This window comes from Actinopolymorpha sp. B11F2, assembly GCF_040195635.1.
In the GTDB taxonomy this organism is placed as follows: Bacteria; Actinomycetota; Actinomycetes; order Propionibacteriales; family Actinopolymorphaceae; genus Thermasporomyces.
The window spans coordinates 180215-205575 of record NZ_JBEFTX010000015.1; the positions used below are offsets into that span (position 1 = coordinate 180215).

The following is a 25361-nucleotide window of genomic DNA, read 5'->3' on the forward strand; positions in this document are numbered from 1 at the left end:
TCGTATGCCGGCGCCCTGAAATTCGAGATCCATCGCTCCCTGCGCGCCCTCAGCCCTGCTCCACCTGACTCCCACGACGGCTCAGGGATCCCTCGGCGGCACGCATGCGCAGTGCGTTCGACAAAGGCAACGCGATCACCCACGAGGGATTCCAGGTGTTGCTCCATCCGCGTCGCTGCCAGTTGGTCTGGAAGAACGCCTCCCCCTGCTCACCGACGACGCCGAAATCCCACTCGCCGGCCTTCGTGCAGATTCCCTGCCCGGTCGCGTACATCGTCGTTTCCGCGGCCTCGACGTACCTCCGTTCATCTGTCATGTGTCCGAACTGCCACAGTTCGTAGGTCGGGAAGAACACGTCAAGGTGGTGGTTTTGCACGCTGACGGTGGGCCATCCGACCGCGGAGAAGCCACGCTCCCGCAGCAACGAACCACGGTCATACGCCGGCGACCACACATAGACGAAGGTCAACAGCCAGTCCGCCGCCAACGCCGCACGCTCGCGATGGATATCGCGTCCGGTCGCGAGCCACAGGTCGTACGCCGCGAGGAAGTAGGACATCCCGCCTTCCTTGTCCTCGCAGGCGGCATCGAGCGTCGAGTGGGCGAACGGCCGGTCGAACGTCTCGGCGTGCAGCTGGTGGTACCGCTCCATCATCGACTCGGCGTGCCGCAGGCGCCTCTCGTCGCCGGTGACCAGTGCGGTCCGTACGAGCGCCGAGACCACCGGCAGGCCGGCGGCACAGATCAGGGAGGAGTGTGGGCTGCCGTCGAGTCGCCAGCCGAGCGGCGCGATCCCGGATGTCAACGTCGCCTTGACAACGAACTCCGCAGCAGCCCTCAACGCCGCGGTCCACGCCTCCGGCACCTCCTCGCTGGCGGAGCGGAACAGCTGCACGATGTCGGCCAGGTCGCATAGTGTCTCGCCGTACGCCCGGCTCGACACGATCTCGTGCCCGCCCCGGACGAAGCCTTGCCAGCGGTCCTCGTCGATGAGACACGTGTTCAGGCGCAGGCCGGGCACGGTGGTGGCGCTTCCGCCCACATAGCAGTCGACCGCCCGGCGACATCGGGTGATCCGTTCCGGAACACCGTCGTCGATTCCGATCCGCCCGTCACACCAGGCAAGACGCAAGCACTGCCCGGTCCATCCGTACAAGAAGTCCCGCGACACCCGGCCGGATCGCGCCGGCTCCCCCCAGGCAGGGAACTTGAGATAGCCGGCCTGGTCACGGTGCTCCGTCCATCGGGCATCCATCGCCTGCGTCTTCAGCTGGATGAGGCGTTCCAGGCTGTGCGGCCGACTGCCGCCAGGTCGATGGAGCGGCAAGGAGCGCTTGACGAGCCGCCGAAAGCCGTGCCCCCGCCGCTCGACGGATCCCCAGTCGAAGGCGTAGCGCTTCCGCAGCGTGAACCCCGACTGGAAATCGAGGTAACCGCCGTCGTACGGACTCGTCGCTCCCTTGTGGACATAGGCGATGTCGGGCTGTCCCCCGAACATCACGACGCCGCTCAGCGCGACGATCGACGCGCCGGCGGGAGTACGACGGACGCCGAGCGAGCCATAGTGGACCCGACCCTCCGCGTCCTCGACGTAGCTCGGCAGGACATGGACGCTGAGATACCGCAGCCCGTCACGGCCAACCCACTCGACATTCACGGCCGGGATCGGCAGCCGGTGCTCTTCGCAGACGAATCCGCCACCCGGCGTGCGGCCGATTCGCGGCACGTCCCGCGCCGGATCGGCCGACGGGTTGTCGTTGTACACCACGCCCGGGATCGTGATCCGCTCCCCCGTCCTGCCGGCGAGCTCGAGCACCAGGCCGGCAGCGACGTCCGCGAGAGTCGCGTCTTCACTGTTCCGCCAGGTTACGTCGACCCGGAGCAGATCGCCGTCGAACCGCCACGCCATCCGGACATCCAGATCTCCGACGGCACCGGAGACGACGAGTGCGTCTCGGTCCCCGCGGACGTCAGGCCGGCTCACCCCAGGATGGTGGAACCGCCAGGGACGCCCGGTCGAGACCGTGAGCATGTCTCCAAGCGTCCCGGCGAAGATGGGCTGCGCGTCGCCCGTCCAGGCGTACGTCACCGCGACGTCGCCGCCCGACTCGACCAGCTCCACAACCTTCTCCGCGCGCCGGTCGACCAGCCGCCACCGTGTCGTCCCCGCCGCGCGCTCCGGCTCGGTCAGCATCGTTCGATCCTCACCGCCTGGTGCGCCTTGCCGGGAAGCTCGAGCACGAACGTACCCGTGCAGGTTCCCGGACGTTCGTCGATCGTCATCGCCCAGGTGTCCAGCACCGACACGCGATAGCTCCCCGGCGGCAGCTGGAATTCCCGGCTCCGGAAGCGGTGTGGCCCGTAGTACTGCAGGTAGTAGATCCCAGGCAGTTCCAGTGTTGAGGCGTCGTGCTCCTCCGACCGTCGGCGGAGGTCTGGGGGCGCGCTCTCCATGACCGTACGCAGGAAGGCGACGCGGTCCGCTGCCGCACCCACCGGGCGGCCTCCGGCCACCCACCAGGGTGCGGCGTCGTCTGCGCCGGAGAAACCGGTCGAACTGGCCTGGCCGTCCCCGGGGAAGCCGCCCCGTCCGGCGTACCACTCGCCGTGGGAGGCGAAGCCGCCGCGGCAGGTGGCTTCCCACAGCCGTACGACCATCTCCCCCGCAGTCAGGCTGGCCTCGCGAGCCTGCGCGTCCCCCTCGTATCCGCAGCTGTCCACGACGACCGGCTTGCCCAGCGCGTCGGTGAGGGCTGACACGACGCGCACCTGGTCGTGGCGGACGCTCGCGTGGGTGAGCGGGCGCTGCCCGAAGTCCAGCTGCGGACCACCGTGGAGGGTGAGCAGGTGATGGCCGTAGTCGTACTCCTGGACCGTCCGCAGCACCTCCTCCCATCCTTCGGGCGGAGGTGCTACCTGGTCGGCGTCCGTGGCGATGCACCAGGACACGTTGCGGTACGCGGCGAGCCGGGAGACCGCCTCGCGCACGTAGCCCTGCCAACCGATGCCAGGGCCGCTGGCGCGGACCGGATCCTCACCGGCGTGGAACAGCACGAGCTCCGCCGCGACGCCGCGCTCGCGCAGGTCCCTGACGCCCGCCTCGACGCAGGCGAGGTGACGGTGATTCGGCCAGTCCTCGCGCCCAGCGGGGAGGATCGACATGCGGACCTTCGACACGCCCATTCCCGCCAGCGCGGACATCGTCTGTGAGCGGCGGCCGGCATCCTGCTGATACCACCAGAAGGCCGTGGTGCCCACGGGGATGTAGGTCGTGCCGTCGGCATACCGGAAGCGAAGCCCATCGACGCGGACCGGGCCGTGGTTGTCCGGCGCAGGCGGTGTGCAGACGACGGTGCCAATCCGGCCGCTGTTGAAGGTGTACGTCCACTCGCCGGGCTCGTCGGGAAGGAAGCGCACGCGGTGCCGCCCGCCATCGTCGAACGGCTCAGCGAAGAACGCCCTCCCGGCCCGTTCGAAGACCGCCGCCTCGCCCGCACGGGCGTCGAGCTCGACCACGTCCCAGCACTCGACCGCCTGCTGCTCGCTCATCCGGTCACCTTCTTCACCCGCAACGCGAGATCCGTGCGGCCCACCGGCACGCGGCAGTGCCCACGATGCCTGCCGCCGTAGGGCGTGACCGTCATCTCCCACGTGTCGATCACGTCGATGGCATAGTCGCCCCCGTCCGGAAGCTCCACGGAATGGAACGCCGGCTGCCGGTCGCCGAGATACTCCAGCCAGTACGTGCCCACCTGTCGGGCCCGCGACCAGTCCGCCGGTCCTTCCTCCAGAATCCTGCGCAGGAACGCGATCCGAGCCGGGCTCTCACCGCTGAGCACCCCACCACGCGACACCCACCGGCCGTACGCCGAGTCGACGAAGCACTCGCCGTGGCCGACATAGCCGCCGGCCACCGTGCCGAGCCAGAACCGCCGGGTCATCTCCCGCCCGGAGATGTTTCCCCATCTGCGCTCGATGTCGCCCTCGTAGCAGATCTCGTCGATCACGACCGGCTTTGCGCACGCCTCTCGCCACTGCCCGACCTGCGTGGCGTCCCAGTGCTGGATGCTCTGGTGGGTCAGCCACGGCTTGGTGAAGTCGTACACCGCGGCCCACTCATACATCCGGGTGCCGTTGTGGATCGACCGCAGGCGCGCGTAGGGGTCGAGCCGCTGCAGGTACCGCAGCAGCGCGTCCCAGTCCGCAACCGTCTTGTTCGTGTTGAAGTCGTACTCGTTGGCCATCGACCACCACACGTTGCGGAACGCCGCCAGCCGGGCGACGACGTAGCGCAGGTAGTAGCGGTCCTGTTCCGGCGTCATGTCGTCAACGCCCCACACACCCTTGTCGTACGGATGGAGCAGGATGACGTCGGCCACGATTCCCAGCGCGCACAGGTCGGCGATTCTGCGTTCCAGATGGGCAAAGAACCGCGGGTTGAAGCGAGTCTTGTCCAGCTTGCCAGGTGTGTCGCACTCGAACGCGAGCGCCGGTGGTCGCATGCCACCTGTCGGCAGCACACACATGCGAACCTTGGTGAACGGCGACCTCGCGAGCGACCGCAGCGTCGACTCCTCGTGCTCCTCGTCCATCTGGTGCGTCCAGTGGTAGCACGTGGTGCCGACCGGAAGGTATCTCGTGCCGTCGGCGTAGGAGAAGTGGTAGCGGTCGACCACCCTGACCGGGCCGTGGTTGCCCGGACCTGGAGCGACACAGACGAACTCCCCGCGACGGGAGTCCAGAGCGGGCACATTGCTGGACGTCACGAACCGCCAGTGCCCTTCACGGTCAGGGGAGAACCGGATCCGGTACGTGCCGTCACCGTCGTAGAAGCCGGCCACCTCGACGACCCGGTTGAGGTGCTGGAACCGGGCCGTCAGCACCACATCGGCGAAGGGATTCCCGGCCGCCGGCCCTTCCAGCACGACGTCGTGGACACCCCACCGCTCCACCTCGGGGAACGTCATCGCTCACCCGCCTTCACCCACGCCTCGTCGACGCTCACGTGCCTGATCGTCTTGCGGAGATACGAGTAGGCAAGGTGTAGCCGCCCGTCCCTGGTCTGGATGATGCTCGGATAGGAGTAGCCCATCTCGTTGCCGCGGTACTCGAGGTCGGCGTTCTGGACGTTGCGTTGGTACGGCCACGTGAGCCCGCCGTCGTCGGAGATCGCCAGTGTCAGTGGCGTGCGTACGGCCTTCTTGCGCGGCCGGTCGGCATCGCCCACCCAACGGAACTGGTCGCGCTCCAGGGTTGCGTCGTTGTAGACCAGGGCGAGCGCGCCACTCGCCAGCCGGACCAGCTGAATCGCGGAGTTGTTGTTCGGCAGCTCGGTGCGCACCGGCACCGACCAGGATCGGCCGAGGTCGCGCGACTCGGTGGCGTAGATCCGGTCGGCGGCCCGGCTGCGCAGCAGACCGAACAGCGATCCGTCGTCGCGTTGCACGGCCGACAGCTGCACTCGGTGGAGGCTCGTCGGCACGGAGTGCTCCCGCCAGGTCGTCCCGCCGTCGGTGCTGCGGACAACGACACTGTGCTCACCCTCAGGTCGGCAGTGGTACGCCGGAAGCACCCACGACCCGTCGTCGGCGAAGACCGGCGGATTTCGCAGGAAGAACCCCGGGCCACCGAAGAGCACCCATGGCTCGCTCCAGGTATGCCCGGCGTCGGTGGAAGTTCGGGCGAGCACGTGCGCCGTCTTCTGGTCGTGCGGCTCGTTGGAGGTGTGCAAGAGCCAGACGGTGCCGTCGGGCGTGGAGAAAATGACCGGGTTCTGTTCCGACCGGTGCGGGTCGCAGGCAATCATCGCAGGCTCACTCCAGCGGCGGGTGCCTGACGCCAGGCGGGACAGCACGATATTGGTGTCCGGATCCCCCTCACCCGGACCGTTGAACCACACGCAGAGCAGGTCACCGTTCGCCAGCTCGGTGAGGTTGGCCGCATGACTGTCCGACTCGTGCGCCACCGGCAGGAACGCCGACGTCATGTCGGGCTCGGACTCGTTGCGCTTCACTACCCCGGTGAACCGACTGTCCATGCGTACTCCTCACCTTTCCGCTCGGATGACACGTCTCCGACTACCACGGAACTGCCGATCGCGCAGCTGTCAGCCACCGGCCTGTCAACGACCACTTGACACAGCCGCCTCCGGTATGCCACGCAGGTGCAGCTCGTCGGCGAAGTGACACGCCGCCTGCCGCCCGGGGATGATCTCGCGCAGCGGTGGCGGCTCGGTACGGCAGCGGTCCTGCGCGTAGAAGCAGCGCGGATGGAACGGGCAGCCGTCGGGCACCTGCGAAGGGTCGGCCACCTCGCCGCGCAGGATGATGCGTTCGCGCTTGGCCGCCGTCGGGTCCGGATCGGGCACCGCCGAGAGCAGGGCTTCGGAGTACGGATGCAGCGGCCGTTCGAAGAGTTCGTCGGTCGGCGCGGTCTCCACGACCCGTCCGACATACATCACGACCACCTCGTCGGCCATGTACTCCACCATGCCGAGATCATGGGAGATGAACAGGTAGGTGAGGTCCTCGGTCTCCTGCAGGTCCTTGAGGAGATTGAGGATCTGTGCCCGGACCGACACGTCGAGCGCGCTCACGGCCTCGTCGGCGACCACGAGGCGTGGTGACAGGGCGAGCGCACGGGCGATGCCGACCCGCTGGCGTTCGCCGCCGCTGAAGGCGTTCGGGTAGCGGCGGATGTACTCCGGGCGCAGGCCGACCCTGCGCAACAGGTCAGCGACCCGGTCCTCGATCTCGTCTGCGGGCACGACCTTGGTGACCTTCAGTGGTTCGCCGACGATCTGCAGCAGCGTCATCCGCGGGTTGAGCGAGGAGAAGGGGTCCTGGAAAACCATCCGGATCTGCCGCCGGTAGGGCAGCAGGTCCTGCTCGCGGAGCGGCGCGAGGTTCACGACATTGCCGTCGGGCCGCCGGTAGAGCAGCTCGCCCGAAGTCGGCGGGTACACCCGAAGGACGCACCGCCCAAGGGTGCTCTTCCCGCAGCCGGACTCGCCGACCAGGCCAATGGTGCGTCTGGCCCGGACCTGAAGCTCCACGCCGTCCACGGCCCTGATCTGGCCGACCGTCCGGCTCAGCAGGCCGCGCCGGATCGGGAAGTGCTTGGTGAGTCCGCGGATGTCGAGCAGGACGTCCTCAGGAAGGGTGTCGTCGACCTGTCCGGCGACGTGACCGTTTCGTCCGGCGCTCATCCGGCCTCCTCGCTAACCGTCTCGTTCGACGTCTCGTAGAGAACGCACCGCACCTCGTGCCCCGTCTCGCCCACCACGAGCGGTGGCGGGGCAGTGTCACACCGGCCTTCGATGAACGAGTCGCAACGGTCGTGGAAGGTGCAACCTGACGGCCGCTGGTACGGATGCGGCACCATCCCGCGCACCGGGGCCAGCCGGCCCCGCTGTCGCGACCCGAGCTTCGGCACCGACCGCAGCAACGCCTGGGTGTACGGATGCCGAGGGGCGCGAAAGACCGAGGCGACGTCGCCCCGCTCGACCACCTTGCCGAGATACATCACGGCCACCTGATCGGCCATCTGTGCGGCGACACCGAGGTCGTGGGTGATCAGCATGACGGCCATCCTGAACTCCTGCTGCAACGAACGCAGCAGATCCAGGATCTGCGCCTGTGTGGTCACGTCGAGCGCGGTCGTCGGCTCGTCGGCGATCAGGAGTTCGGGCTTGCAGGACAACGCCATGGCGATCATGGCGCGTTGGCGCATGCCGCCACTCAGCTGGAACGGATAGGCGTCGAACCGCTGTGCCGGTGCGGGGATGCCGACCCGACCGAGCAGTTCGATCGCACGCGCCCGAGCTTCCGCCTTGGTGAGGGGCTCGTGCAGCTGGATCGCCTCGGTGATCTGGTTGCCGATGGTGTGCATCGCCGACAGCGACGTCATGGGTTCCTGGAACACCATGGCGATCTGCCCACCGCGGACGGCCCGGACGACGTACTTGTCGGCGGTGACCAGGTCGACCATGTCGCCGGACGACTGCTCGTCCGGCTGACCCGTGCCAGCGTTCCTGCGGTTCTTCGTGCAGAGAGACGGGCGGCGCACCCAGATCTCGCCCGCGACGATCCGTCCCGGCCGGTCCACCAGCCGCAGGATCGACCGCGCCATCACGCTCTTGCCGCAGCCGGACTCTCCCACCACCGCGAGCGTCTCGCCGCGCCGGACCTCAAGGTCGGCACCGTCGACCGCCATGACGATGCCGTCGTCGAGGTCGAACTGCGTTCGCAGGCCGGCCACCCGCAGCACTGTCGTGCCGTCCACCGCGCCTCCTTCACTCGTCCCCACCGCGCCCATCGACTGTCCCGACCGTCCCCGCCTCACCGGTACGGATCCGCAGCATCCCGCAGGCCGTCGCCGACGAAGTTCATCGCGAGGACCGTGACGAAGATGGCGGCCCCCGGCATCATCAGCCACGGCGCGGTCTCGATGGCCCGGACGTTCTGTGCGTCCTGGAGCAGCACACCCCAGCTGACCGCCGGCGACTGCAACCCCAGACCGAGAAAGCTGAGCGCCGTCTCGCCGAGGATCATGCCGGGCACCGCGAGGGTCAACGACGCGATCATGTGACTGGCGAACGACGGCACCATGTGGCGGAAGATGATGCGGCCCTTGCGGCATCCGTCCAGGCGTGCCGCCACCACGAAATCCTCCTCACGCAACGACAGGAACCGCCCCCGCACCACGCGGGCCAGCCCCGTCCACCCGATCACCGAGAGGATCACGGTGATCGCGAAGTACCGCATGAGCGGGCCCCAGTCCGACGGCACCGCCGCCGACAGGGACAGCCACAGCGGCAGCGTCGGCACCGCGATCAGGAACTCGATGACGCGCTGGATGAGGCTGTCGGGCATACCTCCGTAGAAGCCCGACACGCCACCGAACAGCAGGCCGAGCACGAAGCTCACCGCCACACCGACCAGACCGATCGACAAGGAGACCCGTGAGCCGTGGATGATGCGGGACAAGACGTCACGCCCCGCCCGATCAGCCCCCCACAGGTAGAACGGCGCGTCGCGCTCCACAGGGCCGATCAGGTGCCGGTCCCACGGAATCACCCCCCAGAGCTTGTACGACTCACCGCGTACGAAGAAGCCGACGGGGATCCGGGACCCGCTGTCGACCGTGAACGTGCGCTCGAAGGTCTCCGGGTCCTGGCGGGAGGTGTAGCCGTGGACGTGCAAGCCGAAACCGTGCTGCTCGTCGTAGACGTGGAGCCGCTGCGGCGGGGCGTAGGCGTACTGCTCGTCCTGCGCGCCGCTTGTCGTGGGCGCCAGAAACTCCGCCAGCACCGCGACAACGTATACCGCCACCACCACTGCGGCTCCGCCCATCGCCAACCGGTGCTTGCGGAACCGCCGCCACACCAGGCGCCACTGCGCCGCGTCGCCAGCTCTCTCGGCGATGGCGCTGTTCACGGGCTGGTCCACCACGGCCTGCTGCACTACTCACCTCCGTAGCGGTAGCGGATCCGTGGGTCCCACCAGGCAAGGGCGAGGTCGCTGAGCAGAGTGCCGATCACAGTCAACGTGCTGAGGATCATGATGAAACTGCCGACCAGATACATGTCCTGGTTCTGCACGGCGCCGAAGAGCAACGGACCCGTCGTCGGCAGGCTGAGCACGATCGAGATGATCGTCTCGCCGCTGATCAGCCCGGGCAGCAGCCACCCGACCGTGCTGAAGAACGGACTCAGGGACATGCGTACCGGATACTTCAGCAACAGCTTCCACTCCGGCATGCCCTTGGCTCGTGCAGTGATGACGTACGGCTTGTAGAGCTCGTCGAGCAGGTTGGCCCGCATGATCCGGATCAGCCCCGCCGTACCAGACAGCCCGATCACCAGGATCGGCAACCACAGATGCGACAGCAGGTCGAGGACCTTGCTGATGTTCCACACCGCGTCGCGATACTCCGGTGACAAAAGCCCACCGACACTCTGCCCGAAGTAGCGCACGCCGACGTACATGAGGAGCAGCGCGACCAGGAACTCCGGCACGGCCATGCCGACGAAGCCGAAGAACGTCGCCACATAGTCACCGGCCGAATACTGCCGCACCGCTGAATAGACGCCGATCGGGAAGGCCACCGCCCAGACAAGCAACAGCGTGCTCAACGACAGGAAGAACGAGAGCCCCACCCGGTCCCAGATCAGTTCCGAGACCGGGCGGTTCCACTCGAACGAGTCGCCGAAGTCCCCGTGCAGCAGGATTCCCGACATCCACTTTCCATACTGTACGAAGAACGGATCGTTGAGACCGTAGCGCTCGCGAAGCTCGGCGAGGCGTTCCTGCTCGATCTCCTGACCACGTGTCTCCATCTGGGCCTGCAACGTCGACACGTAGTCGCCGGGTGGCAGGCCGATGATGAAGAACGTCGCGACCGAGATAGCCGCCAGGGTGACGACCATCAACGCGAGTCTGCGCAGAACGAACCCCGCCACGAGCGCCTCACTCGCTGATGAAGTACTGCTCGGGGTTGGTCGGTCCGGGCGGGTAGTACCCGACGTCTCCCGGCATGGAGTCGGGCACGTTGTGGAAGTTGTTCTTCACAATGCCGTAGGTCTCCCCGGGCGTGCAGATCCCGATGTAGAAGAACTGGTCCTTCGTGATCTCGAGAATCTGCTTCCCCAACGCGGTCGCCTCCTCCGGGTCGTAGGTTCCCCTCATCTGGTCGAAGAGCTCCAGCTGCCGCTTGACTGGCGGTGGTGGCTCCTCACCTTCCGCACCATCGGTGACGTACCAGTTCGCCCAGGTGCTGCCGTAACGCGACGAACCCCGCGGATTCGATGGCAGGTAATAGTGATTGGATCCCTGTGTGGCGCGAATCTCGAAGTCGCCGCCGGTCCATGTCGACGCCTCGGCCTGGTTGGCCTCAACGCGCTCCCAGTACAGCTCCTCGGCCAGCCGGGAGATCGTCAGCTCGACACCTACCGCGCGCCAGTCCTGCTTGATCAGCTCGAGTGCATCCACATGGTCGGGCATCGCCGAGTTGACGAGAACGATGACGCCCAGTGGCTCGCCGTCCGGCCGGAGCCGGATCCCGTCACCGCCCCGCTGGGTGTATCCGGCGCGGTCGAGATGCTCGTTCGCGAGGTCCGGGTCGTACTCGGTGTACTGCGTACCCAGCTCCTCGTCGTAGGCCGGGTGGCCCTCCAGCGGCGCGCACTGCCACGGCTCCCCCTGACCGGCGTAGACCGTGTCGATGATCTTCTGGCGGTTGATGGCATGTGAAAGGCCGATCCGGAAGTCCTTGTTCCGGTAGACCTCACGCTTCTGGGCATCGGGCAGGGTCTGGTTGAACCCCATGACGAAGTTGTTGACACCCTCGGCGCCGACCGTGAAGAGGCGGTAATCGCCTTTCTCCCGGTTGCGTGCGATGACGGGCTTGTTCCGGACGGTCGCGAAGTTGCGCATCTGCATGTCGAGTTCGCCGTTGATGATCTTCAGCACCTCGACCTCGATGTCGAGCAGCACCTCACACTCGATGCGGTCGATGTAGGGCAGCTGCCGGTCCTGGTTGTCGACCTTCCAGTAGTACGGATTGCGGTCTGCGACCACAACCGTGCCCTTGCCCAGCGGCGTGACGAGCTTCCACGCACTCAAGGTGGGTAGCTCCTCGTTGTTCCACCTGTCGACCTTGGTCCAGAACAGCTGCATCCAGTCGCTGAGCTCGGCCTCCTGGACAAGGCTGTCGATGTCGGGGTTGTACTTCGCGTGGAACTTCTGCAGGTAGTGCTTCGGCAGCACCATCGTGACGTTCGCCGCGAGCTCGTTGAGGAATCCCGGCTTCACCTCGTCGAAGACGAACCGCACCGTGTGCTCGTCAACCTGCTCGAACGTCGCGAGGTTCTGTGTGAACGGCGAGAGCCACAGGTCGTAGTAGCCGTCGGGATGCATTTCTTCGTAGACGTTGACGTCTTCATAGGTGAAACGCAGGTCCTCTGCCGTGACCGGCTCACCATCCGACCACCGCATACCCTCGCGCAGCTTGAAGACGAAGACCTTGCCACCATCGGTCTCCTCGAACGACGTGGCGATGTTCGGCATGATCTCGTCGGTGCCGGGCGAGCCGATCCACTCCCGCTTCCAGCGCACCAGTGGCTCGTATCCCATGAAGTTCGTGAGCCACGAGGAGTCTTCCTGCGTGATCATGGCGGAGTGCCATGTGCCGCCGTACACGCCTGCATCCTGCAAGGGGGTGACGACCATGGGCTCCTTGGGCAATCGCTTCTCCAGAGGGGGCAGCTTCTCGGCCTTCACCTGCGCAGCGAGTGACGGAGCCTCCCTCCCGGCTTGGCCGGACCGCCGTTGCGGGTTCCTTTCGACTGCTCCGGTGGAAAAGAAGGTGCAACCTGCCGTTGACAGGCCGATCAGGCCGGCCGCGCCGGCCGCGAGCAGGTCGCGGCGCGCCGGGCGGTAGGAGGTGCGTGGTCTTACGGTCATGAGGTTCTTCCCTCCAGACGTTCAACGATGGGCACCGCCGTCGAGGCGAGATGGCGGCGTTCGTCCTCGTCCAGGGGTGCGAGCGGCTCGGCGGCGAAGTCGCCGGCGATGTGGCCGAGGACGGTGAGTACGTACTTGTGGACTCCCGCGGTCGCCGAGAACGTCCCTGCGCGGCGCGGCAGTCGCAGGGCGGCGAGCAAGGTCTCCATCTCCTCCTGCATCGCGCGTAGACGGACCCAGTCGCCTGCGGTCGCGGCGTCGTACATCCCGACCAGGTGGCGGGGAGTGAGGTTGGCGGCTGACGACATCGCACCGGCGGCACCGAGATAGAGCCCGACGTCGGTCATGCTCGAGCCCCCGGTGAAGCAGGCAAGGGAAATACCGGCCGCGCGCGCACCCGACAGCAACTGCCGGAACCACACCATGTCGTTGCTGCTGTCCTTGACGCCGACGACGGCGCCCTCCTGCGCGAGCGTGGCGATCGAGTCGACGGTGAGACCGACCTTGGCCAGCTGTGGCAGGTGGTAGACGAGCACCGGTACGCCGAGCTCGCCGACGACACGGCGGACGTGCTGGCGCAGCTCGTCCTGCGTGAAGTCGACGAAGTACGGCGGGACGATCGCCACCTGGTCGGCGCCTGCGGCGAGTGCGGACCGGGCGTGGCCGATTACCAGCCCGGTCGAGGTGTCACCGACGTGGGCGATCACCGGCACCGATCCGCGGGCGGCCTTGACGGCCACGCGGACCGCCTGTAGGCGCTGGTCGGCGTCGAGGGCGTGAAACTCCCCCGTGGTGCCATTGATCCACAGGCCGTGAACCCCGGCCGCGAGCAGGTGCTCGATGTGGTGCTCGAGCGATGCGTGGTCGATCGTGCCGTCCGCGCCGAACGGGAGGACCACGGGCGGATAGATCCCGCGAAGCCCTTCTTCGAGCATCTGCGCTCCAAATGTATGCCGGTGGCATTCCAGATGATGAAGCCGGGCAGTCGCACTGTCAACCCATGGAACTCATCGGCAGTACGTGCAGGTGGTGGACGAGTCGCGCTTGCGCCGGGGCTGGTCGAGGTGTCTGTATGAAGGGACCCTTCAACCAAAGGGCGCCACCTGCATGAAGGGCCCCTACTGCCAATAGGTCCGTACGGAGGGACGGACCCTTCACACGAGGCGGGCCGACATGAGGGCCCCGCCAGCGACTGGCCCGTGACTGGTCCGACGGCCGCGCTGGTGACGGAGGGCCTGCGGCATACCATGGCAGGCGGACGCAGGCGCCGACGACTGGAGGAGCGATGGCGGCACGGAGAGCCGCGGCACAGCCCGCCGCACCCAACACCTCCCAGACGAGCCCTCTCACCAACGCACAACCGAGCCCGCAGACTGGCCCGCAGGCTGGCCCGCAGGCTGGCCCGCAGGCTGGCACCGACGACGAGGGCAGCCTGGAGAGTCAAGCGCACCGGGCTCTCGTCGCCTGGCTGACCCAGGAACACCCGCTCCCCGGTCAGCCGGTTCCGGTCCGCGAGTTCGCTCGCCGGCTCGGCATGAGCCGGACGCCTGTGCGCTCTGCCGTCGGCCGGCTCTACGAACGTGGGCTCCTCGCGTATGACCCGGTTGTCGGCTTCACCGTCGCCGTGCCGTCACTCAGCAGCATCTACGAGCTCTTCGAGCTGCGGCTGATGATCGAGTCCCACAGCCTGCGCCTCTATGCCGAACGCCCGGACGAACGAGCATCGGAGGAGCTGTCCGAGCTCGTCGAGGAGGCCGCTGAGCTCGCCTCCGCTGCGATGGACGACCCGGCCCGCTACATCGAGTTCCGGGACAACGACAGCCGGTTCCACCGTGCGCTGGTCAAGCTCGCGGCGTTCCCCCGCCTGCTGGCGATGTACGACGACCTCCACCTGAGCATCCATGTCACCCGCGCCGGCATGGAGGCTCCCATCACCAGAGCCCGGCTCGACACCGCCGTGCAGGAACATCGCAGCATCGTCGAGGCCCTCGAGGCGGGCGACCGCGAGCGGGCCCGAGAGCTGCTCGAGGCGCACATCCTGCGGGTGCGCGACCAGACGATCGTCTTCCTGTCGCGCCCTCGCCCCTGACCGGCACGCTCTGACGACGACCCGCCCCCTGGGGCCGCCCGGACGTCTTCGGCCTCCCAAGCCACCAGGCCGCAATCGGGCAGACACGACCAGCACGCTGGCATACCGCCAGTATGCCGGCTAGTCTCACGCTCATGCTTCGTACGCCCGGGGACGGCGCGACGAACGTCTGCCCCGACACACCTCTGCGGATGGTGCTCGACGGGACGCCGAGGCTCGGCACCCACGGCACCGTCGCCATCTGGACACGTGGCGACGAGCTCGTCGATGCGATCGACCTGGCGGACCCGGAGTCGTGCCGGGGTACGGTCGGTGGCGCGGAGTCGGCCCGATGGTGCGATCCCGCCTTCGTCCCGGGCGGCTGGGTACGCCTTCCCGCCACATGATCAGCCTGCACTCATTCGCCGAGGTCGCCGAGCGCCGCCGCCAGCTGATCGAGTATGTCTGGAAGGGCGACGGCATGCCCACCCGGCAGCCGGAGGTGGAGCACTCCGCCGCAGAACCCGACGACCTGCGGGGCCTGCGCCACTCCCGGGTCGACCGGCTGGTCGTGCGTCTTGCGTGCTCCGTCACGGCCACGTCCTACCTGCTCTGGCCCGCAGGCGCGCCAGGCGGCGGGTTCGCGATGTACCTCACCGGTCACGGCCAGCCGCACGCACCGCCGTACGACGTGCCGCTGCGCGCCACCGTGCAGGCCCTGCTGGACCGCGGCTTCGTCGTCGCCGTGATGGATCTGCCGCTGCTCGGCTGGAACCACGGCCCGGTCGCGGCGCCACACGATGCCACCACGCTGACCTGGCCCGACCCCCGGCGCGTGCACGAGATCTTCGCCGACTACGAGGACCCCCGGTTCTCCGCCCTCACGTTCTTCCTCGAGCCGCTGGTCGTCATCCTCAACCACGCCGACCTCACGCTCGCCCCCCGTTCCGTCGCGGTCGTCGGGCTCTCCGGCGGCGGCTGGGCGACGACCGTGTTCGCCGCCCTCGACACCAGGGTGGACTACAGCTGCCAGGTGGCCGGCTCGTGGCCGTTCTCCCTTCGGGGGCTGCCGGTCTCCAAGCCGAACCACGGCGACTGGGAGCAACGCCGCGACGCCCTGCCGGGCTTCTACGGCATCGCGGGGTACCTCGACCTGTACGTCATGGGCGCGGCCGGGCCCGGCCGCCAGCAGTTGCAGGTCATCAACACCTTCGACCCCGTGTGCTTCCCCGGGACCTACCACCGCAGCTACGCCCCAGAAGTGACCGAGCGGGTACGCCGGCTCGACGCTGGCAGCTGGCGTGTCCTCGAGGACGCGACGCACACCCAACACACGGTCTCGGCGTACGCCCTGCGGGCCATCCTCACCGACCTCGACGCCCTCACCGACCTCGACGCCGCTGAAGACCCGTCCCTACCGGAAGGAGTCGGATGAGCACCCCGACGACGCCATCGCGCACCCAGCTGGGTGGGCCCGTGCTGCCCACGTCCGATGCCCGCGTCCCCCACCGCCCGGTCGCTGACGTCACCGTGGACGGCGGGTTATGGCAGCACTGGCAGACGGTCAACCGAACGGCCAGCATCCCCACCGGCGTCGCGAAGTTGGAGGAGTTCGGCAACCTGGCCAACCTGCGGCTCGCGGCGGGCGAGGACCTTGCAGACGAGCACCGTGGACCCGTCTACGTCGACTCCGACGTCCACAAACTGCTCGAGAGCGCGGCCTGGGAGCTGCGGCACGCACCCGACCCGGGTCTCGCCGACTTCGTTGATGCCGCCACCGGGCTGCTCGAACGCGCGCAGGAGAAGGACGGGTACGTCAACTCCTACTACCAGGTGCGGCCGGGCCAGCGGTATACCCGGATGGAGAACAGCCACGAGCTCTACACGGCTGGGCACCTACTGCAGGCCGCAGTCGCGGTCCACCGGGTGCTCGGTGACGACCGGTTGCTCGGCGTCGCACGACGGCTCGCCGACCATCTCGTCCGGGAGTTCCTTCGTGAGGGTGAGCTGCGGCTCGACGGTCATCCCGGAGCTGAGACCGCGCTTGTGGAGCTGTTCCGCGACACCGGTGACCGGGACTACCTCGAGCTCGCGGCGGCCCTCGTGGAAGGACGGGGCCGCGGCCGGGTCGGCCGCAGTACCCGAGGTTCGGCGTACTTCCAAGACCATGCGCCGGCACGGGAGATGCGTTCTCTCGTGGGCCATGCGGTCCGAGCGCTCTACTTCGAGGCCGGCATCGTCGACGTGGCCGTCGAAACCGGAGACGGCACCCTGCTGCGCACGTCGATCGCCCGCTGGGACGACATGGTGTCCACCAGGACAGCGCTCACGGGTGGCCTCGGGGCCCGCCAGCTCGCCGAGGCGTTCGGAGAACGGTACGAACAACCGCCGGACCAGGCGTACAACGAGACCTGCGCGGCTGTCGCAAGCATCCACTGGAGCTGGCGGCTGCTGCTCGCCACCCGGGAAGGAAAGTTCGCCGACCTGATCGAGCGCACGCTCTACAACGCGTTCGCGGCATCGATCTCGATCGACGGACGGGAGTACTTCAAGGGCAACCCGCTCCAACGCCGACCCGACCACGCCGAGGCGATCGGCGATCCTAGGTATCGCGACGGGTGGTTCTGGTCGGCGTGCTGCCCACCCAACGTCACCCGGTTGATGGCCACGCTGGAGGACTATGCGGCGACGGCGACGGCGGACACGGTGTACCTGCATCAGTTCGCGACGTCGACACTCCGGCAACCCCTCGCCAGCGGCGTCGTCGAGCTCGCGGTCGTGACCGACTACCCGTGGGACGGCACTGTCCACGTCACCGTGCGCGAGTGCCCGGCCGCCTCGTGGACGCTCGCCGTCCGCATCCCGCCGTGGAGTGGCCGCACGCTCATGAACGACGGCGACGGTGAGCGTCAGGTTGCCCGAGACGCACAGGGGTACGTCACCATCCGGCGGGACTGGCGGGAGGGCGACGTCGTGACCCTGCGGTTCGACATGACGCCCCGGCTGACGTTTCCACACCCACGCCTCGATGCCGTGCGCGGCTGCGTGGCGATTGAACGCGGACCGCTCGTCTACTGTCTGGAGCAGGTCGACCAACGCGGTGACGTGCCGGTGGACGACGTGGCACTGTCGACCGAATCCCGCCTGCGCGTGGTCGACACACCACACCGGGCGGGCATCGGTCGCACGGTCGTGATCGAGGCCGATGCGGTCCAGCTCACGCCGCCCCCGGCGGGCGGGTTCCCGTACTACGCCGGCGGCCCCTACGCAGGCAACCCGGCCACCTCGCGGGCGGTGCCGGTCGTCGCGGTGCCGTACTTCCAGTGGGCGAACCGTGGGACCGATGCTATGCGCGTGTGGATCCCACTCGCCGGATGATGAGCAGGTACGCCTGCATGAAGGGACGCTTGCGGCCATAGGCTCGTACGAAGGCGCTTCACACAAGGCACCACACCGATACCGCACCCCTCGCACGCTCGGCTGACAGCACAGGCTCCGCGTACGGAAGGCCGCGGTGCGGACCGGGATCTCCGGTCCGCACCGCGGCCTTCGGGCCCTTCCGGCTACCAGTCCTGGCCGGCCTCGGCCTTGCTGCGGATGTAGGCCGGGATGTCCTCGGTCTCGGCCACGATCAGCGACGAGTCCACGGCCATGCCGTCCTTGAGCACGTGCTGCCGGAACACCATGTACATGGGGATGTCCCAGTACTCCGTGTTCTCGTGGCCCTGAACCATCGCGTTCTCACCCCAGTAGACGGCAGAGGTGTCGATACCGGCCAGCTCAGGGACCGCCTCCCCGAATGCCGACACCACCGGGTCCGTCTCCAGGACGCCCTTGATCGCGTGCCGGGAGAGCTCGACCTGCGCCTCCTCCGAGATCAGCCACTTCACGATCTCCAGCGCCTCCGCCTGCCGGTCGGACTGCGGTGTGATGAAGGCGGCGAGAGTGTTGGGCTGGTACGTGGCCTCAGATCCCTTGCCGAAAACTGGAACGGCACTGACGCCGATGTCGATGCTGTCGCTCCAGCGCGCAAACTCCTCCTCGTCTCCGTCGTCGATGAACAGCTCGCTTCCTGCATACATCGGCAGCTTGCGCAGCGAGTCCACCGCCATCGCGACACGACCAGGCCGGCTCATGTCGGCCTTGAGGTAGTCGTCGACCGTCGTGAACGTGTTGCGCGGGATGTGGAGGAACCGGTCCATGTTCTCGCCGAGGCGGAACCATTCCGGCGAGGTGATGTCCACCTTGACGTCCTCGGGTGCCGGCTCTTCGCTGTCCGTGGGCGCGAAGGGATACAGCCCGAGCTGGTTGAACTCGAGGTAGTTGTCGGGATGCTGCAGGAAGCCCTTGTACGCATCCAGACCGTCCTGCCGGGTGAGCTTCGTCGCCACCTTGTAGATCTCGTCGTACGTCATGCCAGGCTCGGGATACTTGACCCCGAACTTGTCGAAGATCTTCTTGTTGTAGAACATCACGTAGTCGTCGATGAACACCGGAACCCCGTAGAGCCCGCCGTCCGACCGCGACTTGACCAGCTCGACCGCACTGGCGTTGAGTGAGCCGAGGTCGAGGCCACCCTGCTCGACCATGCCCGTCATGTCCTGCACCCAGCCGAGCGGCTCGAGGTCGCGGTCGATGCGGTTCCGCGGGTTCTCGAGGATGATGTCGGGAACGACACCCGCGCTCTTGAGGTTTTCGTACCGGATGGGAAAGTCCCAGGTCGCGTACTTGATCTTGACATCGGGGAACGCCGCCCTGAGCTTCTCCCCGATCACAGTGTCGAAGAAGCGTTCCGCCTGCCGCGTCTCATCCGCCGAACTTTCGAACGGCTTGTAGTTCGCCGCGAAGATGAACAACTCGTCGTCGCAGACCGAGAACGGCTGGTTATAGCGGTTGGGGACCTCGGTACAGGCCACTTCGCCTGCTGCCGGCGCCGCGGCGACGGCCGAGCCCAAACCCACGGACGCAACCAGGCCTACGGCCAGCGACATGCCGGCGACTTTTCTCCTCATGGTCGATTCCCCTTCTCCTGCGATCTACAGGTTGACCTGGACGAGGCTGAACCGCGCCGTCGTGTAGTGGTGGATCTGGTTGGACTGCTGGTTGCCGTCGACGGCGAAGCCGATGTAGAGCCGGTCCGGCATGTCGATCCGTTCATATCCCACCCGGTCCCAGTGCAGCGAATTGCTCGACACGAACGCTTCGAACTCGCTGCCGCGCTTGATGAGCCGAAGCCAGTACGCGCGGTTGTTGTCCAAGGTTCCGTCCCAGGGAAACGGGCTGTCGCTCGTTTTCGAACCATGGTTGGCGATCCGAACGGCCTTGGCGATCTTGCCGCTTCCGGAGTAGCTGATGCCGATCATCATGAAGGGCGAGTCGGGCGCGAGACTCTCGCGAATCATCAGGCCCGCCATCACATCGACATAGACCCGACTGACGTAGTCGACCCGCGCGGTGATCTCCGAGATCTGGCCCGGTCGGGCGTCGAAGGGCTGGTAGACGTAGTGGAAGGAGTCCGACCGCCCCTGGATCTTGCCCGATCCCTTGATGGTGAAGACGTTGTTGCGCACCGCCACCGATCCGGGGATCGGCACGTTTCCGATGTCGCGAGACTGCCACGGTCTGACGGCACTCACCTGGTTGATGTGGACGGGCACGGCCGACGACGTGGTGGCGGTTCCGCCACTGTCGGTCGCCCGGGCGGTGAGGTAGTAGCTTCCGTCGGCGACGCCGGTCCAGACGTACCGGTAAGGCGCCTCGGTCGCCTCGCCGAGCTTCTGAGCACCGTTGTAGAACTCCACCTTCGTGATCGACTCACCGTCGACCCCCGCCGCGGCCGCCTCGATGGTGACGTCCTGGCCCGAGCCGGTCGTGGCGTAGACCTGGTTGAGGAGTGGCCGCGTGATCTCCACCGTCGGGTTGCCAGCACCGATCGGCGTGATCGAGTTGAGATAGCGCTCCAGGTTGGTGTATCCGCCGCCCGCCGGAGCTATCGCACTCGCGTCGGTAGGGTCGTTCGGGTCGAGTCCCTCCGCAACCTCCCACTCGTCGGGCATGCCGTCGTGGTCGCTGTCAGTGGGCGCCGGAGCTGACGTCAGGGGCGGCCAACCACCCACTTCGTCCTGGGAGTTGATCAGGCGGCCGGTCCGCCTTCTGACGTCGTTGATCAGCCGTGCGTCGCAGGCGTCGCGACGCGGAAGGATCGCTCCGACGTTCGCGAGCACCGCTTCGTACGCACCCTGCGCGCTCTGCGTGGCGATCTCGGACGGAAACTTCACGGGGTCGTCGAGCTTGGTGATGCCGCCGACCGCGAGTTCGATTCCCCGCCAGTTGTCCTCGGTCACCTCCGGATGGCCGTCGACGTAGTTGTCAGCGACGTACCACTGACCGAAACGTCCGGGCGCGAAGATCACCGGAGCGATCTCGGCAACGGTATCCGGGCCGTACTTGTAGTAGTTGCCGACGATGTTGACACCGTTGGACCACTCGCCTCCGTACCCAGAGGTGTAGCCGTAGTTGTAGATGACGTTGTTGCGGAGGTCGACCTTCATATCCATGCCCTCGGTGAAGCTGAACCTCGGGTTGCGGCCACCGTTGTGGATCAGCAGGTTGTGGTGGTAGGTGACGTTGTCTCCGCCCCACAGTCCGCCGTAGCCGTGCCGGCCCTTCTCGTGCGCCGACATAGTGAGGCCCTCGGCGATGATGCACCACTGCACCGTCATGTTCGTGTTTCCGTACAGCGAGAACGTCTCGTCGACGCCCCAGCTGAACGAGCAGTGGTCGATGAGGATGTTGTCCACTCCCCGCCCGTTGGCGGTGTCGATCGACGAGCCCAACACGTCGCCGGCGCGAAAGCGCAGGTAACGGATGATGATGTTGCTTCCCTTGATCTCCGTCTGGTTCGTGGTGATGCAGATGCCGTCGCCGGGTGCCGTCTGGCCCGCGAGCGTGAGGTTGGACCCGATGATGTCGAGGCCACCTTGCAGCTCGATGTTGCCCGACACCCGGAAGACGATCGTGCGGTTGCTGGCCGACACGGCGTCCCGCAGCGATCCCGGCCCGCTGTCGGCCAGAGTCGTCACTTCATAGACCTCACCGCCACGCCCGCCAGTGGTGTACATGCCGGCGCCTTCCGCACCAGGAAATGCCGGCATGGTCCCCGGCGGCGGCCCTGCCATGCGGCGCGGCACCTTCGCGGGCTCCTGCTCCGCCTGCGGCTCGCTCGTCTTCAATAGCGGCACGCCCAGAAGGGCTGCCGGACTAGCCATCGCACTGGAAGCGACGAAGCCGCGGCGCGTCATCATCGTTCTGCCTTGCCCTAACTGTGCGGTCATGACCACGCTCCCTTGTCGACGAATAGGAATGCATGCCGCTGGTATGCCAGATCTTGAGATCGTCAACGTGCGGCGTCAAGCCCTAAAGACTGATGACCCCGAAAGTCCTGTACGTACGACCGAAGCTGGCCAAAGGCCGCACCCTGGAGCGACCGCTGGTGCTGGCATGCCATGAGGACTCGTGTGGACGGATCAGGAAGGTCGGGCTGCGTGCCAGGCAGGCAGCCGGAGCTGCCGCGCGGGTCTGACTCACCCCACGACGACCCTCGCACTGTTTCCTGAGGGCTCCCGCCTCATTAGGCGAGGCGGATCCGCAGCGTCGCGGTGTGACGCCAGGGTAGGCGCTCGGGCAGGCGTACGACGAGCGCGTCGTCGTCGCGGTGCCAGGAGACCGCCGCGTCGACACCGAGCAGTTCCACGCTCTTCGGATCGCCGGCGAGCAGTCCGGCGGCCGATCCCAGCGTGGCAATCCGCAGCGCGGGCTCGTCCGGTTGGCCGAGGATCGTCGCGTAGAGCAGGTCGTCCTGCGCGGTAAACCGGATGTCCTCGGCGGTGTACGGCAAGTCGGCCTCACGGAACCGGTCCGCGCCCTCGCCCCGCTCACCGGTCGTCGGCCCTTCGCCATACACGAGCCAGGGACGGGTGTCGAAGATCGCCTCGCCGTTGCGCGTCAGCCACGCCCCGATCTCCCCCAAGATCGCGACCTCGCGCTCGTCGATCGTGCCGTCAGGACGCTGCGGCACGCTGAGCAGCAGGTTGCCGTTCTTGCTCACGACGTCGACCAGCATGCGGATGACCTGCGTGGCGGATTTGTATTCAAGACCCTCGTCGTAGAACCAGTGACCGAGGCAGGTGTCCATCTGCCAGGGCTGCGCCTGGGCGTCGAGGAGCAGGTGGCGCTCCACGTCGAGGGCGAGCAGGTCTCCATCGGCACCGTCCAGCCGCTTCACGGTCGGCACCACCCGGCCCGCGTCGCCGTACCACTGCCTGCTGTGCTCATGCATGGCACGCACGACCTCCCAGCCGCGCGCCGACGGCGGGTCGGCCTCGCAGACGCTTCCGGCGTCGAACGGCAGACTGGAATCGTCGAAGTAGACGTACTGCGGGCGGTAACGGCAGAAGGCGTCCCAGACCCGGCGATAGAACCGCTCGACGTACGCAGGATCCGGTGGCTCGTCCGCTCGGCGCGGCCGGTCGTAGAGGTCGGCCGGGTCCAGCCCTTCCCACCACGTGCCCGCACCGTCTGCCGCGGTGAGGTGGCCGTCGTACGGCACACCGGCGTACGGACCGTTCTCGTCAGCACCGAACGCGACGTCGAGCAGCTGCCAGGACCAGTTCGCGTGGAAGCTCAGCCCGAACGGCAGGCCGCGCCTGCGTGCCGCCTGCGCCCAGCGACCCACCACATCGGTCCGCGGTCCGACGCCGACGGTGTTCCACGGTTGGTGGGCCGAATCCCAGAGGTCGAAGTTGTCGATGTGGTTGGCCAGGGCGACGAAGTAGCGCGCGCCCACCCGCGAGTAGAGGTCCAGGAGGTCGTCGGGATCCCACCGCTCCGCCTTCCAGGCGTGGCAGATGTCCTTGTGGCCGAGGCGCGACGGGTGACCGAAGTGCCGCTCATGGAACAGCCGGCGGGAGGTCGGGCCCACCTCGTCCGGTGCCGGCTCGACCGGCGCGAGATAGAGCCGGCGGGCATACCAGTCGCCGCGCATCGGCACTGACTGGGGACCCCAGTGCGCCCAGATACCGAACTTCGCGTTCCGAAACCATTCCGGCTGCACGGCCGCCTGCTTCCTCTCCGACAACTTTCTTTCACCTCAGGCCGGCAGACACCACGAATCGACCGTGCCGAGACACAGCGCGTCCTGCTCAACCCATCCTGGTCGTGGATGCGACTCACCCAGTGGTACGTGAGCGCGCGCGAGAACCCGTGCCTGCGCATCCACGACCGGAGCTTTCGTACTGCTGGAAACTTGGTCGACCGCCACGACGAACGGCGGACCTATTCCGCACCCCCACCTTCGCTCTCCAGGGTTCAGCCTGACTGTGCTGCGTTCTCTCGTGCCGCTCCAGCGGCGAACTGCTGGAGCTTTGCGAAGAAGTCCTCGAAGAGGAATCGGGTGTCGATGGACTCGTAGACCCGGATCGGGCGATGGGTCACGCCGAAGTCATAACTACCGTCCGCGGTGAAGGTGGGGGCCGTGCGCTCGACGAACCTGCCGCAGAACGGATTCAGCATCACGCCGACGGCTGGTGAGTCGCCGAGGTTGCGGCATTCCATCGGCCGGCACTCCTGCTTGGCGTTGAACTCCACGAGCTGCCGGACGAGATAGTCACCGATCTTGCCGCACGGTGCAACCTTCTCGTCGAGCTCCGCGTAGCTCACACTCGTCAGGACGTACGTCGACATCGGGATCTGCCAGACCTCGAGCTCAGAGGCGAAGACTACGTTCGCCGCCACGATGTCGTTGGAGAGATTGAACTCTGGCCAGTACGCCGACGGCTGGTCGTCGTAGGGTGGCCCTCCGATCCAGACCACGATCACCTCGCGCTCGGCGATGCGTGGCTCCATCAGCACGGCCGCGGCCATGTCCGTGAGTGGTCCGAAGAAGGCGACGTAGAGCGGTCCCACGTCAGTGCGCATCGCCTCCTCGATGATGAGTTCGGCACCGGGCGAGGGCACCGGTGTCTTGGCGTTGGGCAGCGCATAGGGCGCGCCGTTGGCGACGTGGACCGTGCCGGTGAGCCCCATCAGTCCAAGGATCAGATCGACCTCGTCGCGGCTGTCCAGCATGCTGCGTTCGCTGCGGCCGGGCCGGAACCCGAAGTGTGCGGGGATGATGCCGCGAAGGTCGAAGCTCGGCGAGAGCAGGCTGTGGACGATGGCGAACTGGTCGTCCGCCTCGTTCTTGGCATCGGTGTCGACGATGACCCGCCGGCGTGCTGTGAGGTGACGCGAGAACATTGACACTAGGACATCTCCCGCGGCGAATAGGTATTCGGCACCGCCCTGCTATTCATGGTCACCGTAGGCAGCGTCAAGCACGCTGTCAAGGCACCAGACGACCACGCCACGGCCCCTCGGCCACCTGCAGTCCGGCCCTGCGCAGCTGGCCAAGTAGCGTTTCCTGCAGCTGCTGCCACACGCCGACCTTCTGCCACGCCAGCCGTGCTTGCGTTGCGCACGTTCGACCAGCTGAGTGGCGTCCAGCAAAGTGGTGTACGGCAGGCGCTCGGTGATGGGCGTGTCGTAGACGTGTAGGGCGGTCATCGCGTGATCCTTTGGAAGACCTTCCACAGTGCTTCTGAAGGAGTTCTCGCGATGACCGCGACACCAAGTATTACCCCTGACCGGTTCCTGCACGAGCAGCTGGCGGCCGCGTCGCCGGATCTGCTGCGGCAGCTGCTTGGCACGTTCATCGACGTGCTGATGGGCGCTGAGGCGGACGCGATCTGCGGCGCCCCGTACGGCGTGCCAAGCCCGGACCGGGTCAACTC

Annotated in this window: 18 protein-coding genes and 1 pseudogene; 5 read left to right on the plus strand and 14 right to left on the minus strand. The window is 67.1% G+C overall.

The features are described 5' to 3' along the window. Nucleotides 1-49 precede the first annotated feature (49 nt). The 10 genes from ABN034_RS25035 to ABN034_RS25080 all read right to left on the minus strand — a co-directional run bounded on the left by ABN034_RS25035 (nt 50) and on the right by ABN034_RS25080 (nt 13399). Nucleotides 50-2194 (minus strand): hypothetical protein, encoded by a 2145-nt coding sequence (locus ABN034_RS25035; RefSeq protein ID WP_349693421.1) that lies wholly within the window; start codon nt 2192-2194, stop codon nt 50-52. Further along, nucleotides 2188-3549 carry a DUF5605 domain-containing protein gene (locus ABN034_RS25040; RefSeq protein ID WP_349693422.1) on the minus strand — a complete coding sequence of 454 codons (1362 nt, stop codon included), beginning with the start codon at nt 3547-3549 and terminating at the stop codon, nt 2188-2190. The genes ABN034_RS25035 and ABN034_RS25040 overlap by 7 nt, the downstream gene beginning before the upstream one ends. Beyond that, a complete protein-coding gene (locus ABN034_RS25045) occupies nt 3546-4967 on the minus strand; it encodes an apiosidase-like domain-containing protein (protein WP_349693423.1) in 1422 nt (473 codons plus the stop codon). The genes ABN034_RS25040 and ABN034_RS25045 overlap by 4 nt, the downstream gene beginning before the upstream one ends. Then, nucleotides 4964-6037, minus strand: coding sequence for a sialidase family protein (locus ABN034_RS25050; RefSeq protein ID WP_349693424.1), 1074 nt, complete (start codon nt 6035-6037; stop codon nt 4964-4966). Before ABN034_RS25050 ends, ABN034_RS25045 begins: the two co-directional genes overlap by 4 nt. Before the next feature lie 84 nt (nt 6038-6121). After that, complete coding sequence (locus ABN034_RS25055; RefSeq protein ID WP_349693425.1) at nt 6122-7207, minus strand: ABC transporter ATP-binding protein; 1086 nt, start codon at nt 7205-7207, stop codon at nt 6122-6124. Further along, complete coding sequence (locus ABN034_RS25060; RefSeq protein WP_349693426.1) at nt 7204-8283, minus strand: ABC transporter ATP-binding protein; 1080 nt, start codon at nt 8281-8283, stop codon at nt 7204-7206. The genes ABN034_RS25055 and ABN034_RS25060 overlap by 4 nt, the downstream gene beginning before the upstream one ends. A gap of 56 nt (nt 8284-8339) precedes the next feature. Next, complete coding sequence (locus ABN034_RS25065) at nt 8340-9437, minus strand: ABC transporter permease (RefSeq protein WP_349693427.1); 1098 nt, start codon at nt 9435-9437, stop codon at nt 8340-8342. A gap of 26 nt (nt 9438-9463) precedes the next feature. Further along, on the minus strand, nt 9464-10462 hold the full coding sequence (locus ABN034_RS25070) for an ABC transporter permease (RefSeq protein ID WP_349693428.1): 999 nt from the start codon (nt 10460-10462) through the stop codon (nt 9464-9466). Between the two features lie 7 nt (nt 10463-10469). Further along, on the minus strand, nt 10470-12464 hold the full coding sequence (locus ABN034_RS25075; protein WP_349693429.1) for an ABC transporter substrate-binding protein: 1995 nt from the start codon (nt 12462-12464) through the stop codon (nt 10470-10472). Next, complete coding sequence (locus ABN034_RS25080) at nt 12461-13399, minus strand: dihydrodipicolinate synthase family protein (RefSeq protein ID WP_349693430.1); 939 nt, start codon at nt 13397-13399, stop codon at nt 12461-12463. Before ABN034_RS25080 ends, ABN034_RS25075 begins: the two co-directional genes overlap by 4 nt. Before the next feature lie 350 nt (nt 13400-13749). Here ABN034_RS25080 and ABN034_RS25085 point away from each other — a divergent pair, with 350 nt between their 5' ends. The 4 genes from ABN034_RS25085 to ABN034_RS25100 all read left to right on the plus strand — a co-directional run bounded on the left by ABN034_RS25085 (nt 13750) and on the right by ABN034_RS25100 (nt 17910). Then, nucleotides 13750-14553 (plus strand): GntR family transcriptional regulator, encoded by an 804-nt coding sequence (locus ABN034_RS25085; protein ID WP_349693431.1) that lies wholly within the window; start codon nt 13750-13752, stop codon nt 14551-14553. Nucleotides 14554-14666: 113 nt separating this feature from the next. Beyond that, entirely contained in the window at nt 14667-14939 is a 273-nt protein-coding gene (locus ABN034_RS25090; protein ID WP_349693432.1) for a hypothetical protein, read from the plus strand. After that, a complete protein-coding gene (locus ABN034_RS25095) occupies nt 14936-15967 on the plus strand; it encodes a hypothetical protein (protein WP_349693433.1) in 1032 nt (343 codons plus the stop codon). The genes ABN034_RS25090 and ABN034_RS25095 overlap by 4 nt, the downstream gene beginning before the upstream one ends. Continuing rightward, complete coding sequence (locus ABN034_RS25100; protein ID WP_349693434.1) at nt 15964-17910, plus strand: glycoside hydrolase family 127 protein; 1947 nt, start codon at nt 15964-15966, stop codon at nt 17908-17910. Before ABN034_RS25095 ends, ABN034_RS25100 begins: the two co-directional genes overlap by 4 nt. Before the next feature lie 185 nt (nt 17911-18095). Here ABN034_RS25100 and ABN034_RS25105 read toward each other — a convergent pair whose 3' ends face one another. The 4 genes from ABN034_RS25105 to ABN034_RS25120 all read right to left on the minus strand — a co-directional run bounded on the left by ABN034_RS25105 (nt 18096) and on the right by ABN034_RS25120 (nt 24828). Then, on the minus strand, nt 18096-19544 hold the full coding sequence (locus tag ABN034_RS25105; protein ID WP_349693435.1) for an ABC transporter substrate-binding protein: 1449 nt from the start codon (nt 19542-19544) through the stop codon (nt 18096-18098). 24 nt (nt 19545-19568) lie between these two features. After that, nucleotides 19569-21866 (minus strand): Ig-like domain-containing protein, encoded by a 2298-nt coding sequence (locus ABN034_RS25110; RefSeq protein WP_349693436.1) that lies wholly within the window; start codon nt 21864-21866, stop codon nt 19569-19571. Nucleotides 21867-22162: 296 nt separating this feature from the next. Continuing rightward, nucleotides 22163-23668 carry an alpha-L-fucosidase gene (locus ABN034_RS25115; protein WP_349693437.1) on the minus strand — a complete coding sequence of 502 codons (1506 nt, stop codon included), beginning with the start codon at nt 23666-23668 and terminating at the stop codon, nt 22163-22165. Nucleotides 23669-23898: 230 nt separating this feature from the next. Then, nucleotides 23899-24828, minus strand: a complete 930-nt coding sequence (locus tag ABN034_RS25120) for a nucleoside hydrolase (RefSeq protein ID WP_349693438.1) — start codon at nt 24826-24828, stop codon at nt 23899-23901. A 357-nt stretch (nt 24829-25185) separates the two neighbouring features. Here ABN034_RS25120 and ABN034_RS25125 point away from each other — a divergent pair. Further along, nucleotides 25186-25361 (plus strand): annotated as a pseudogene (locus tag ABN034_RS25125) (IS256 family transposase); the annotation flags it as partial.